Origin of the sequence: Streptomyces sp. NPDC006463, assembly GCF_042870715.1 — a bacterium.
Lineage (GTDB): Bacteria > Actinomycetota > Actinomycetes > Streptomycetales > Streptomycetaceae > Streptomyces.
In genome coordinates, this window is sequence record NZ_JBIAHP010000001.1 from 133,197 (window position 1) to 145,616 (window position 12,420).

Consider the following 12,420-nt stretch of genomic DNA (forward strand, 5'->3'; position numbering starts at 1 on the left):
TACTACGGCCGCAGGGGCGGGGTCGGAAGCTCCGTGCCGTCGAGCGCCACGAGGGACAGGACGGCTATCGAACCCGTCCACGCGAGGGGAGCGACCGAGGCGGCCCTGCCCTCCTTGTCCACCTTCTCCGGCAGCTCGCCGAGCGAGTTCCTCTTGGAGAGGACCCAGTCCAGGACCTGTCCGGCCTTCGCCGGCTTCCCCGTCCCGGCCCATGCGAGCGCGAACAACGCCGTACTGGGCGTCCAGGCGTTTCCTCCCCAGGGGGCGGAGGGGTCGTTTCCCGGGGTCAGCCCGCCGTTGGGCAGGAGCAGCGCCCGGTACGTGGCGTCCAGCGCCCCGGGCAGGCCGGCGGGGGCCGTGTTGAACGGAGGTGCCATGAAGGTCACCGCGCTGTCGTGCCCGTGCAGTCCGTCGGTGGTGCGCTGGTACCTCAGGGGAAGGAAGTTCGCGGAGATCCCGGAGGAGAGCCGCCGCGCGGCCCGGGCCCAGCGCGCCGCGTCGTCCGGCCGGTTCACCTCCCGGGCGAGGTCCGCGGAGGCGTTGAGCCCGGCGAGCAGCGGCGCGGCCGTACCGATGTTCGCGGTGTTCGTCATCAGCTCCCAGTAGTCGGGGGAGGCCGGGGGCAGCCCGTCCCCCCGCAGGGAGCCCGCCGCGTGGTCGGCCGCCTTGCGGATCATCGGGTAGAGGGTGATGAGCCGGGCGCGGCGGGTGTCCCCGGGGGCGGTGCGGTACCACTGCCAGGTCGCCCAGGGGACCCAGCCGTTGGCGTCCAGCTGCCACCGTCTGCCGTCGGGCGGGCCGGACCCGTCGAGCTTCGTGCGCGCCTCCCAGGTGCCGTCCTTGCGCTGGGTCGCGGCGCTGTAGCGCAGGATCCGGTAGGCCTCGGCGTCGTGGCCGGTGTGCGCGAACGCGGCGGAGGCGAAGCTGGAGTCGCGCGGCCAGGAGTACTTCCAGCCGGGGCTCCACCCCGCCGCCATGGCGCCGTTCGGCAGGAGCAGGGCGCGCATGGCCAGGAGGGCCCGTTCGGCAGCCGCGCGCTGTACGGGCGACCTGCCCGGGACCCGGCCGGAGGCCAGCCAGGCGCGGCTCTGCTCGATCTGCCGCCTCGCCGGCGGATGGTCGGCGGGGACCACGGCCGACGTCGTGGCGGCGGCGGGAAGGTACATCCACCGGCCTGACGCCAGCCGCAGGACGTTGCTCCCGTCGACGTACCGCGCACCCCTGGCGACGGCCGGCGGGACGCCTTCGGCGGCGGTCGTGTTGGACAGCACACCGACGGTGCGGGCGGCGAGCATCGACACGGGCGCGTAACTGCGCTCGACCTCACCACCGCTGCCGTGGCCCCCGGTACACACGGGAACGGCGACGCCCGCCAAGGCGGCCGTGACGACCGCCCAACAACCGAGCAGGACACCGGGCATCGTCACTCCCTCCGCCGGGCGTGCGTACGCTCGGTCCCGGCAATCCCCATCCTGGAAGAGCCGTCCGGACGCTGCCACGGAACACCCGCCGCCCGGGTGAACGAGGGGGCCGAGGTCCCTCGTGGCCGCGTACCCGTCCCGGCCCACCCGGGATGCCGGTGACCGCGAACCGTGCACATCATGGGTGTTCGCGGGCCGTGCGGTCGCCGCAGTCGGCGGACGCATCGGCCGACTCACCGGCCGGGCCCCGCTGCGAAGGGGTGGTGAATGAGCGCTGCTGCTGCCCGGGGCGAGGACGTCCGGACCCCTTCCTCTTCCTCCGCGGTGGGCCCGGGAACCGGCCGGCGCCCCCTGCGCGGGCTCCTCCCGGCGGCCGGGGCGACGCTCGTCGCGGCGGCCGGAGCCCTGGTCGCCGTCGGATGCTTCCTCGGTCTCTACGTACGTCCCACGTCCGACGACTGGTGTGCCGCGTGGAAGGCCCGTGATCTGGGGATCCTCGGCATCATGTCCGATTTCTACACGACCCAGAACGGCAGGGTCGCCAACGCCTTCCTGAGCGGTGTCGTCTTCGGCGACGGACTGGCCGGGACCAAGATCCTGCCGACGGTCATAGCCGTCGCCTTCACCGCCGGACTGGTCCTGCTGGGGTGCCATTTCATCCGGTTCCTGGGCGGCAGGCCCCCGGTGCTGGTCCTGACCGCCTGCGCCGTGGTCGTCCAGGCGCTGCTCTACTTCGCGGGCACCCGCAGCTATCAGGTACTGCTGTGGGCCCCCGCCACGATCTCCCACACCCTTCCGAGCGTCATCGGCCTGTGGGCGCTCCTGCTGGCCGTCCGGACCGTCCGCCATCCCCGTCCCGCCGTCCGCGTGGCCGGCTTCACCTCGGCGTTCCTCATCGGCTTCGCGCTCGGCACCCTGAGCGAGCCGTTCGCGCTCGTCAGCGGGCTGCTCGCCGCCGCGGTCGGGCTGTTGTCCGTGCCCCTCCTCGGCCTGGCGCGGAGCTGGCGTCCGTTCACCTGGTGCCTGCTCTGGTGCTCCGGCCTCCTGTGCGGTCTGGTCGTGCTCTACACCTCCCCCGGCGCCCGGTGGCGCCGGGCGCAGCAGCCCGACAAGGAGTCCATGTTCTCCGCGGGCGAACTCAGGGGCACGTTCGACGACTGGCTGCGCATGTGGGACTCCGTCACCGGCCAATGGGCCTACCTGGGAGCGGCCGCCGTCGGAGTCCTGCTGGGCCTGGCGACCGCGCTGCGCGGGCCCCCGCCCGGGAGGCGGGAGCCGCGGCGGACCGTACCGCGCAAGGTACTGATCGCCCTGCTCCTGCTCCCGGTGCCCGTGGTGGTGCTGGGTTCGTTCGCCGTGGTGATGGGCCTGCGCAGCGGCTACGGCCCGAGCGGGTGGACGTACGCCCGTACCTGGACGAGCTTTCTCGTACCGATGGAACTGGCGCTCTGCGGCTACGGCACGCTGCTGGGCGCGTGGGGCGGCCGGTGGCTCTCGGGCCGCCGCGCCGCCGGTGCGGTCCTCGCGACGGGCGCCGTGGCGGCGGGCTGCCTGACGCTGGCCTCGGTGGCCGTGCTCGTCCCGAACGTCCAGCAGCTCACGACCACCACGGTCGCGCGTTCCGTGGCCTGGGACGCCCAGAACTCCCGCATCCGGAGCGAGGCCGCACGAGGCGCCACGGACGTGGGCTACCGGCCCCTGTACATCGGCGGTCTCGCCGAGCCCTTCTTCACCGGCAGCTACGAGCGGGACTGGGTCGCCGCCTGCGTGTCGAAGTGGTACGGCGTCGACCGGATCCACCGCCGCTGAGCCGCAGCCCGTGCGGCCCGCCGGAGTCACTCCTTGCTCAACCGCACCGTGTCTCCTGTCCGCCCGCCCGCGAGGACGTCGATGCGTACGCCGGTCGCGGGGTCGGTGAAGGTCTGTCCGGGTGCGTACGCGGCCATGTCCAGCGGGGTGCAGCCGGTGGGCGGGGCCGTGGTCGGGTTCGCGTTCATGATCCGTACCGGGCCCTCGCCGGTCCGGACGGCGGAGTCGACCTTGTAGATGAGGACGCCGGTGGAGCAGGCGGCCGCGTCGTTGCCCTGGGCGCGGCGGGACTCCGCCACGTAGGCCGTCGTCTCACCGGTCCGCAGCACGGCGATCTTGGTTCCGCCGGTACGCTCCACCGGGGTCAGCCGTACCGTTCGGCGCCCGGACGCGGGCAGGCAGGCGACCTGGTCGTCGCGGGTCCAGCCGAGCTTCCAGGAGTGCCAGCCGAGGTACTGCGGGGCGTGGCCGGCGATGTCGCCCATGACGTCCCAGCCCCCCACGTACTGGTGGGTGGCTCCGGTGAACGAGTACAGGTCGGGCAGCCCGAAGGTATGGGCGGTCTCGTGGGCCGCGACCTTGTGGCCCCAGCGCCACATGTCCTGCCCGAAGGTGACGGCCCATTTGATGCGGGTGCCGTCGGCGGTGATGCCGGCTCCCGCCGGGTCGTACAGGTAGGTCGGTGAGAAGGGGATGGCGGTCGCCGTCCTGGCGGGGACGACGTAGACCATGTCGTAACGGGAGAAGTCCGCGTAGGGGTCGGCGGCCGTGATCGCGTCGCGGAGGTACTTCTCGTGGGCTTCGAAGGTGAGGCCGCGCGCGAAACCGTAGGAGGTGGAGTCGGCGGGCATCCGGATCCAGCGGTGCAGCGGGATGTTGTCCACTCGCAGACGGCCGTAGCTGGCACGGCCCATCCAGTCTGCGGCCGGGGCGAGTTGAGCGGCGTAGGGCGCGGTGGAGTCGGTGGCAGGGGCGTCGGGGAAGTCCACGTACAGCGTCAGGACGCGGCGGGTTCCGGTGGCGGGCTGGAACTGGGTCCGGTCGGTGTCGTGCCCCTCGTCCGTCCAGCCCGTACGGCCGGGGAGGGCGCAGCCGGCTGCGGCCGGCGCCGAGCCGGGGGCAGCGGCCGCTGTGGGGGCGGACAGGCAGGAGATGAGCGCAGCGGTCGCGGCGATCGGCCGCAGGCGGTGGAGCGGGGTGGTCATGTCTCTCCCGTCGGAGGCAGGTTGAGGGGTACGGGGTGCTACGCGCGAGTTGCTACGCGCGGCCCGCGGCCAGGTCCATCAGGCGGGAGAGCACGCGGCCGCCGGAAGCGGTGACGCCGTCGTGCTCCCATTCGTTGGTGACCCATACCCGGCTGGCGCCGACCTCGCTCGCGGTGCGCAGGGAGAGCCCGGCGTCCACGTACATGTCGTCGTGGTAGACGACCGCGGCGAGCGGGACCCGGTTGGCGGCGAGGCGGTCAGGGTCGTACAGCGGTGGCCAGTCGGGGCGTTCGGCGAGCAGATCGGCGGCCTCGGCGAAGGGGCGCAGGCCCTGGATCTCGCGGAACATCCAGGGATAGATCATTTCTCCGGTGAGCAGGAGGGGGTCGGCGTCCTCGGCGAACTCGGGGAAGGCCGCCAAGGCCCTGGACGCCGCCCAGCCCGTCGGTCCCGCGCCCTGGCCGTACAGGGTCTCCTGCATGACGGCGAAGAGCGGGTTGTCGGTGAAGCCGGTCAGGGCCATCACCTGGTGCAGGAACGTGTCGGTCGGCTTCGACTCCTCGTCGAGGGATTCGTCGAGGAGCCAGTGCAGCCGCTCGAAGCCGTCCCCCATACCGAGGGCGAGGCCGAGCGTGCGCAGGCGGTGGGGGGTGAGCCGGTCTCCGTCGGGCAGGCGCACCTCGGTGGCGGTCAGGAGGCGGGCGATCTCACGCAGCCGGGCGGCGTCGTCGGGATAGCGGGCGTAGAAGTCGAGGACGCGGTCCCGCACCCGGGGGTAGGTGCGGGCGTAGACGTCGTCGGCGGTGGCCGAGAGGCCGGGCAGGCCGCCGGTCACGTAGCACGCCCGCAGTCCGTCGGGGGCCTGGGAGAGGTAGGTGAGGGTGAGGAAGCCGCCGTAGCTCTGGCCGAGGGTCTCCCAGGGTTCGTCGCCGCACAGCTGTCGGCGGATCAGTTCGGCGTCCGCGACGACCGAGTCGGCGCGGAAGTGGCCGAGATGGCGGGCCAGCCCGGCCGGTGAGGCGAAGCGGGAGGCCGCCCGGGCGGTGAGGGGGGTGGAGCGGCCCGTGCCGCGTTGGTCGAGGAGGAGGACGCGGTGGGTCTTGAGGGCCTGGGGCAGCCAGCCGGGTGAACCGGCCGACGGCCTGGGTGACTTGCCGCCGGGCCCGCCCTGCAGATAGAGCAGCCAGGGCAGTCGCCCACCCGCTCGGCGCGCATCGGAGACCTCGCGGGCGAAGATCTGGATGGTGGGACCGTGTGGGGCCGCGTGGTCCAGGGGGACGGTGAAGAGGTGGTCGACGGTCGCGTACGCAGGGTTCATAGGTCCCTTTCGCGGCCCGCGTGGCTACCTGACCACATGGCCGCACAGTGACGTGTGACATTGCGCCACAGCATGGCGCGGCCAACGGTGGCCGTGGAGCCCTCAGTTGCCCATAACTCCGTGCTATGGAGGTGCGACAATTGTGGGTGCCATTTCACATAACTATGTTATCGGTCACATTGCAGCCTCCCTCGGCCGCCCGACTGTTCACGGAGTGACCACTGATGAACAAGCACTCTCTCCACGCCGTCGCCGCCGCTCTGGCGGCGACCGTCACCCTCGGCATGGCCGGCTGTTCCAGCGGCGGCCACTCCGGCGGCGGTCACTCCGGCGGCGGTCAGCAGGGCAACGACTCGAAGAACCCCGCACTCGCCAACGCGGGGGCCACGGTCGGCGGCACTCCGCGGAAGGGCGGCACGCTGACCGTCCTGTCCAACCAGGACTTCACCCACCTCGACCCGGCCCGCAACTGGGTGATCGGCGATCTGGACTTCGGCACCCGGCTGCTCTACCGCACGCTGGTGACGTACAAGGCGGAGCCGGGCGCGGCGGGCGGAGAGCTCGTCCCCGACCTCGCCGAGGACCTCGGTGTCTCCTCCAACGGCGCCAGGACATGGACCTTCACGCTCAAGAGGGGCCTCACCTACGAGGACGGCACCCCGATCACCGCCCAGGACGTGAAGTACAACGTGGAGCGGTCCTTCTCCCCCGACCTGCCCGGCGGCCCGGACTACGCCGCCCGCTACCTGGCCGGCGCCGAGGGCTACCGGGGCCCGGCCCAGGGGCAGCACCTCGACTCCGTGAAGACCCCCGACGACCGCACGATCGTCTTCGAACTCCGCAAGCCCTTCGCGGAATTCCCCAACGCCACCGTCCTGCCCACCTTCGCCCCGGTGCCCAGGGCCCAGGACAAGGGCCCCCAGTACGACAGCCGCCCGTTCTCCTCGGGCCCCTACAAGATCGAGTCGTACGACCGGGACAAGCGGCTGGTGCTGGTCCGCAACCCCCACTGGGACCCGGCGACGGACACCGTGCGCAAGGCCTACCCGGACAAGCTGGTCGTGGTCATGGGGATCAGGGCCAACCAGATCGACGACCGGCTCATCGCCTCGGAGGGCGCGGACGCCTCGGCCGTCCCCTGGGGCAAGCTGCGTCCGGAGAGTACCCCCAAGGTGCTGACCAAGGCCGACGTCAGGGCGCGGCTGCTGGCCGAGTCCACCAACTGCACCGAGATGGTGCAGATGCACACCGGTCGCGCCCCGTTCGACGACGTCAAGGTGCGCCAGGCCGTGCAGTACGCCCTGGACCGCGAAGCGGTGCTGACCGCCTCGGGCGGCCCCGCTCTCAACGACCCCGCCACGGCGCTCATGCCCGGCTCCCTCTTCGGCGGCAAGCAGCCCGACACCCTGGGGATCCCGGCCACGGGTGACGTGGAGAAGGCCAAACAGCTCCTGAAGGAAGCCGGCAAGCCCGACGGGCTCACGACCACCATCACCGTCTCCAACGGGGACAAGGGCGTTGCCGAGGCGATCCAGCAGTCCCTGGGCCGGGCGGGGATCAAGGTCACGATCGACGCCGTCGACCCGTCGGCCTTCTACGACACCATCGGTGACACCAAGAACCGCAGCGACCTCGTCTACACCGGCTGGTGCCCCGACTACCCCTCCGGCTCCACCTTCCTGCCCTTCCTCTTCGACGGCCGCTACATCAAGGAGAAGGGGAACTCCGGCAATCACTCGCTCTTCCGCGACGAGCCGACGATGAAACGGATGGACGAGATCGCCGACATGACCGACGCCGCACAGGCCAACACGGCGTGGCGGCAGTTGGACGGGGAGATCCTCGCCAAGGCCCCCACGGCGCCCGCCGTCATCGAGCGCATGCCGCTGCTACTCGGTACCAACATCGCCGGCGCCTTCGGCCACACGTCCTTCGGTGGTCAGCTCGACTACGCCACGATCGGGCTCAAGGACCCGTCGAAGGGCGGAAGTTGACCCCGCCGCGCAGCGCCACCCATCAGCATGTGTGACATTTCACATAGGACTGTGGGGGCCAGCTCCTGTCCGAAAGCTGTCGCCGCTCCATAACATGCGCGGCATGGAACTGGAGGTACGGCACCTGCGTGTGGTGTGCGCGATCGCCGAGGCCGGCAGCCTCACCCGGGCCGCGGCCGCGCTGTCCATGACCCAGCCGGGCCTCAGCACACAGTTGCGCCGCATCGAGTCGATGCTCGGCGGTGTCCTCTTCGACCGGCGGCGGTCCGGAGCCACGCCCACGGCCTTCGGTGAGCTGGTGCTGGCCCGGGCCCACGCCGTCCTGCCGGGTATCGACGCGCTGCTCGCCGATACCGCCCGCGCGGCCCGCCACCTGGCGTCCCCGGACCGGGTCCGCGTCGGATCGGTCGGTGCTCCCCTGATCGGCCACCTCGTCCTGGCCATAGGGTCGTTGCTGCCCGAGGCCGAGGTGACGTCCCGGTGCCACTACTCCCCCGTCACGCTCCTGGACGACCTCGCCGCCGGCCGCCTGGAGGCGGCGGTCCTCGGCGACCACCCGGAGCAGGTCCTGCCGCAGCGCGACGGGGTGACCCTCGTCCCCCTGGTCACCGAGCCCGTCTTCGCCCTGCTGCCCGCGACCCACCCGCTGGCCGGCCAGGAAGCCGTGTCCCTGGCCGAACTCGCCGACCACGACTGGGCGATGCCCCGGCCCGACGGCGACCGCACCCGCGAATACTGGTCCTCCGTGTGCGCGCTGGCCGGCCGCCGTCCCTCCGCCCCGCACGAGGCCGAGGGACGCCAGCTGATCGAACTGGTCCGCGCGGGCCTGGCCGTCAGCCTCTGCCAAGCCACCTTCGCGCAGACCCCCGGCGTCGCCGTCCGCCCCCTCGCGGGAAACCCGCTCTGGTACCGCCACGTCCTGGCCTGGCACCGTGACGGCCCGCTGGCCCCCCACGGTGACGACATCCTGCGCACGGTGGCGGCCGGTTACCTGGACACGTGCGCCGCCGGCCCGGTCTACGCGGACTGGCGCCGACGGCACCCGGACATGGCCCAGCTCCCACTACCGGCCTCCGGCGCCCCCGGCCCAGCTGCCCGGCGGGTCTTTCCGCCTCAGAAAGTGTTGGGTAATTGATCAACTGCCCGCCGTGATGCGTCGGTGGTCATCTCCGTGGTCGAGTACGGCAGCCGTAGTTTAGATCTCGATGCGTTCGGCGAGGGATTCGGTCAGTTCATGGGGCTGTTCGCGAGCCGGTTCGGGCGGGTGGAGCCACGGCGGAACGCTGCCGCGTTCGTCGGTACGCTCTTGGCCCACCTGCCGCGGGTCAACTGCTGGACCGCCGCCGAGCACTCCGGATACCAGAGCCAGGACGCCTTCCAGCATCTGCTGTCCCGGGCGTAGTGGGACCACGATGGGGTCCGCGACGACCTGCGGGACTACGCGGTCGCGCACGTCGGCACCGAGGACTCCACGCTCGTGTTGGACGAGACCGGCGACGTGAAGAAGGGCACGATGACCGTCGCCACCCAGCGGCAGTGCACCGGAACAGCGGGCAGGATCGACCTGGACCGACGACCCCGAGCGCTGCCGGGCTGCCGGGCTGCCGGGCTGCCGGGCTGCCGGGCTGCCGGGCTGCCGGGCTGCCGGGGGAGCCGTAGACCTCGTCGGCAGCGACGAACCCCGGCCGCGCCCCGGCGGCCACCGTGCGCTGGACGATGCGAAGTGCCAACGCCGCGGCGTTCCACGCCGGGCTGGAGGACCTCGGCATCGGCTACGTGCAGTGGTGTCCTGCTCGACCACCATCGACGTCGTCCCGAGCCCGGATCCGCGCCGACGAGCTGGCCCTCGCCCTGACCGGCAACTGCTGGCAGATCCGCTCGGCCGGTGCCGGGTCCAAGGGCCCGCGTCTGTATCAGTGGGCCAACCAGCACCTGGACCGGCCCGCCCCAGAACGCGGCGGACGCTACCTGCTCATCCGCCGGTCCATCAGTACCGGCGAGCCGGCCTACCACCGCTGCTGGACCCCGGAACCGGTCGGACTCGCGGACGCACGGCCACCGCCGGGCCTGGTCGGCCTGGCGGCGACGCCGCCAACACCTCGCTCGCACCCTCCACTACCTGCGACGATCCGCTCGCACTGCATGAAGACTTCGATCTGTCCAACAGGCGGCGTTGACGCTGACACCGGCTTCATCAAGAAGGGAACGGTTCTCTACAACACGATCGTCGGCGAGTCGGGAACCGGGGCCAGCCGCAGACCGGCTCTCCCCGTTGCTGCGCCATTGCCCCGCGCCCAGCCGCCTGACGGCTCACCAGGGCGCCGGGCCCTCGTCGTCGGTGAAGGTACCGGTCGGTCCGTCGGCGCCGATGGTGGCCATCCGGACGGCGGCCACCGCGCCTTGGGCGGGGGTGCGATGGCCGCGGTGGCCGTTCAGGTCGGTGGCGACGTAGCCGGGGCAGACCGCGTTGACCTTGATGCCGTCGGGCAGCAGGTCTCGGGCGTACTGCAGGGTAAGGGCCGTCAGCGCGGTCTTCGACGTGACGTACCCGGCGGAGATCGGGATCGGCGGGCCGTCGGTGCGCACCAGGTCTGCGTTGATGCTCAGTGAGCCCACGGAGCTGGACACGTTGACGATCCGCGGAGAGGCCGATCGGCGCAGCAGCGGCAGCATCGCGTTGGTGACGGTGATCACCCCGAAGTAGTTGGTCTCGAAGATGGCGCGCAGCACGTCGAGGTCCGCCGTGCTGGGGCGCTGGTCGGCCAGGTCGCTGCTCGGAGGGCCGCTGATGCCGGCGTTGTTGACCAGCGTGTCGAGCCTGCCGTAGCGGGACTCGATCTCGGTGGCGGCTACGGCGGCCGAGACCGGGTCCGTCACGTCGAGCACGACTGAAGCCGCATCGGCACCGCTCTCGCGCAGCTCTGTGGCGGCCTTCTGGCCGAGCTCGGCATTGCGGGCGCCGATCACGACGATGTGGCCCAGGGCCCCGAGCTGGGCGGCGATTTGGCGGCCGATGCCCTTGTTCGCGCCGGTCACCAGAGTGATCATGGTTTCGTTCATGGATCCAGCACACCACCGCACCGAACGCGCTGGCCAACACCGGTAGCGTCTCGAACGATACCCTGCAGGTATGGATGTGCCGGAAACGCGGGAGCTCACTTACTTCATCGCCGTCGCCGAGGAACTGCACTTCGGGCGCGCCGCACAGCGCTTGGGCATGGCGCAGCCACCGCTGTCCCGCGCCATCGCCCAGTTGGAGCGGCGCATGGGCGTGCAGCTGCTGGAACGCACCAGCCGGGCAGTGAACCTCACCGCCGCCGGCCAGGTCTTCCTGACGGAAAGCCGCAAAGCACTGGACGCGGTCTCGGCATCGGTCCGGCGCGCGCAACGGGCGGGACGGGCCGATCCGAAGCTCACGCTGGCGATGAAGCCCAACGGGGATGCAGGGCTGCTGGAGTCGATCCTGCAGCGCTACCGCCTCGATCCTGATGCCGTCGACATCGAGGTGATCGTCTGCGGCATCGGGGAGCAGGCTCCGATGCTGCGCGACGGCAGGGCCGATGTCGCGTTCCTGATCGCGCCCTACGACGAGGTCGCGGGATTCGACACCGAACCGCTCGTGACCCAGGACCAGGTGGCCATGCTTCCCCGGGCCCATCGTCTCGCCGGCCGCGCCGCCTTGACCCTCGCCGACCTGGCCGGAGAACAGCTACCCCGGTGGCCTGATGGCGATGTGCACGCCACCGATGGCTGTCTTCCCCAGGTGCGTGATATCTCGCAGCTGATGCAGCTGGTTGCTCTGGGTCAGCTGGTCGCGGTCCTGCCCGAGTCGGTGCGCCAGCGTGCCTGGCCCGACGTGGTGTGCGTGCCGCTGCTCGATGCGCCGCCCACCACGGTTGTCGTGGCCTGGCCGGAGCGGACGACATCACGGGCGGTGGCCGCGCTGATCCGCGCCAGCGCGGAGGCGGCGGAAGCGGCAGGAGCGGGCGCGCCGCATCGAGATGAGCACCGCAGCCAGGACGCCCTGACGTAGGCTTCACACCTTGCGGCGTCACACTCCCGTTGCTGAGCGCGGAATCGGCCCGCAGCGGGATCATCTGTCGGCGTCCGCGGGTAGTTCGGGCTGTGCGGCGGCGATGCGCTTCGACCGCGACCATCCGCACGAGCCCCGCTGGGACTGGTCAGCCTGGCGACGCCGCGGCCAACACCACACCCGCACCTACCACTACCTGCGGCAATCCACCCGCACAGCATGAAGATCTCAATCTACGGCTGCCGTACTAGTACTCCAGCAGGATTTTGCTGTCTGACCTGCGGGTTTCGCTGGGCGGCTGGAGTGTAACGGGCTGCGGAGTGGTCAGGGGTGGCTTTCGGTAAGCCGCCCCTCGATCGTGCGATGGCGCCGCAGGTAGTGGCAGCGTGCGGGGCAGCTTCCCTACGTGATCACCGCACGTGTTGCCGAGCAGTGGAACCTGGAACTGGACGACCTCTTAGTAGCCACTGACGCAGATGGGTCGGAATGCTCTGCCGAACAGGTCGTTGACTGTCTGCTGATGTTGATCGGAGGTCAGATTGTGCCGAGCCTCCACCGCCGGTCCGTCTTGTTGCACCCAGATGGAGGCAAAGCGGGGTTCATTGCCGTAGCCACTGACGCAGATGGGCCGGAATCCCCT

General features: G+C 71.2%; 10 protein-coding genes and 1 pseudogene. 6 read left to right on the forward strand and 5 right to left on the reverse strand.

The features are described 5' to 3' along the window. Nucleotides 1-2: 2 nt before the first annotated feature. Nucleotides 3-1,421, reverse strand: a complete 1,419-nt coding sequence (locus ACFYOB_RS00685; RefSeq protein WP_388552493.1) for a hypothetical protein — start codon at nucleotides 1,419-1,421, stop codon at nucleotides 3-5. A 267-nt stretch (nucleotides 1,422-1,688) separates the two neighbouring features. Here ACFYOB_RS00685 and ACFYOB_RS00690 point away from each other — a divergent pair, with 267 nt between their 5' ends. Next, nucleotides 1,689-3,230 carry a DUF6056 family protein gene (locus tag ACFYOB_RS00690; protein WP_388552496.1) on the forward strand — a complete coding sequence of 514 codons (1,542 nt, stop codon included), beginning with the start codon at nucleotides 1,689-1,691 and terminating at the stop codon, nucleotides 3,228-3,230. A gap of 26 nt (nucleotides 3,231-3,256) precedes the next feature. Here the strand turns inward: ACFYOB_RS00690 and ACFYOB_RS00695 are convergent, their stop codons facing one another. Together ACFYOB_RS00695 and ACFYOB_RS00700 are read right to left on the reverse strand one after the other, a co-directional pair. Further along, complete coding sequence (locus ACFYOB_RS00695) at nucleotides 3,257-4,435, reverse strand: M6 family metalloprotease domain-containing protein (protein ID WP_388552498.1); 1,179 nt, start codon at nucleotides 4,433-4,435, stop codon at nucleotides 3,257-3,259. 52 nt (nucleotides 4,436-4,487) lie between these two features. Further along, complete coding sequence (locus ACFYOB_RS00700) at nucleotides 4,488-5,753, reverse strand: alpha/beta fold hydrolase (protein WP_388552501.1); 1,266 nt, start codon at nucleotides 5,751-5,753, stop codon at nucleotides 4,488-4,490. Between the two features lie 224 nt (nucleotides 5,754-5,977). On the opposite strand from ACFYOB_RS00700, the gene ACFYOB_RS00705 reads away from it, so the two are divergent. From ACFYOB_RS00705 to ACFYOB_RS00720, 4 genes and pseudogenes are all read left to right on the forward strand, one after another. Next, complete coding sequence (locus ACFYOB_RS00705) at nucleotides 5,978-7,747, forward strand: ABC transporter substrate-binding protein (RefSeq protein ID WP_388552504.1); 1,770 nt, start codon at nucleotides 5,978-5,980, stop codon at nucleotides 7,745-7,747. Nucleotides 7,748-7,850: 103 nt separating this feature from the next. Further along, nucleotides 7,851-8,882 carry a LysR family transcriptional regulator gene (locus tag ACFYOB_RS00710; RefSeq protein WP_388552507.1) on the forward strand — a complete coding sequence of 344 codons (1,032 nt, stop codon included), beginning with the start codon at nucleotides 7,851-7,853 and terminating at the stop codon, nucleotides 8,880-8,882. Nucleotides 8,883-8,906: 24 nt separating this feature from the next. Continuing rightward, entirely contained in the window at nucleotides 8,907-9,149 is a 243-nt protein-coding gene (locus ACFYOB_RS00715) for a hypothetical protein (protein WP_388552510.1), read from the forward strand. A gap of 12 nt (nucleotides 9,150-9,161) precedes the next feature. Next, nucleotides 9,162-9,602, forward strand: a pseudogene (locus ACFYOB_RS00720) (hypothetical protein); the annotation flags it as partial. A 455-nt stretch (nucleotides 9,603-10,057) separates the two neighbouring features. Here ACFYOB_RS00720 and ACFYOB_RS00725 read toward each other — a convergent pair. Next, nucleotides 10,058-10,807 (reverse strand): SDR family oxidoreductase, encoded by a 750-nt coding sequence (locus ACFYOB_RS00725; RefSeq protein ID WP_388552513.1) that lies wholly within the window; start codon nucleotides 10,805-10,807, stop codon nucleotides 10,058-10,060. A gap of 70 nt (nucleotides 10,808-10,877) precedes the next feature. On the opposite strand from ACFYOB_RS00725, the gene ACFYOB_RS00730 reads away from it, so the two are divergent. Further along, on the forward strand, nucleotides 10,878-11,780 hold the full coding sequence (locus ACFYOB_RS00730; protein WP_388552516.1) for a LysR family transcriptional regulator: 903 nt from the start codon (nucleotides 10,878-10,880) through the stop codon (nucleotides 11,778-11,780). Between the two features lie 457 nt (nucleotides 11,781-12,237). Here the strand turns inward: ACFYOB_RS00730 and ACFYOB_RS00735 are convergent, their stop codons facing one another. Next, nucleotides 12,238-12,405: a hypothetical protein gene (locus tag ACFYOB_RS00735; RefSeq protein WP_388553959.1), complete on the reverse strand. Its 168-nt coding sequence runs from the start codon at nucleotides 12,403-12,405 to the stop codon at nucleotides 12,238-12,240. Between the last annotated feature and the right edge of the window lie 15 nt (nucleotides 12,406-12,420).

Coding starts and splice junctions, on each gene's coding strand:
- ACFYOB_RS00685 (WP_388552493.1), bottom strand. CDS start 1,421: ATGCCCGGTGTCCTGCTCGGTTGTTGGGCGGTCGTCACGGCCGCCTTG.
- ACFYOB_RS00690 (WP_388552496.1), top strand. CDS start 1,689: ATGAGCGCTGCTGCTGCCCGGGGCGAGGACGTCCGGACCCCTTCCTCT.
- ACFYOB_RS00695 (WP_388552498.1), bottom strand. CDS start 4,435: ATGACCACCCCGCTCCACCGCCTGCGGCCGATCGCCGCGACCGCTGCG.
- ACFYOB_RS00700 (WP_388552501.1), bottom strand. CDS start 5,753: ATGAACCCTGCGTACGCGACCGTCGACCACCTCTTCACCGTCCCCCTG.
- ACFYOB_RS00705 (WP_388552504.1), top strand. CDS start 5,978: ATGAACAAGCACTCTCTCCACGCCGTCGCCGCCGCTCTGGCGGCGACC.
- ACFYOB_RS00710 (WP_388552507.1), top strand. CDS start 7,851: ATGGAACTGGAGGTACGGCACCTGCGTGTGGTGTGCGCGATCGCCGAG.
- ACFYOB_RS00725 (WP_388552513.1), bottom strand. CDS start 10,807: ATGAACGAAACCATGATCACTCTGGTGACCGGCGCGAACAAGGGCATC.
- ACFYOB_RS00730 (WP_388552516.1), top strand. CDS start 10,878: ATGGATGTGCCGGAAACGCGGGAGCTCACTTACTTCATCGCCGTCGCC.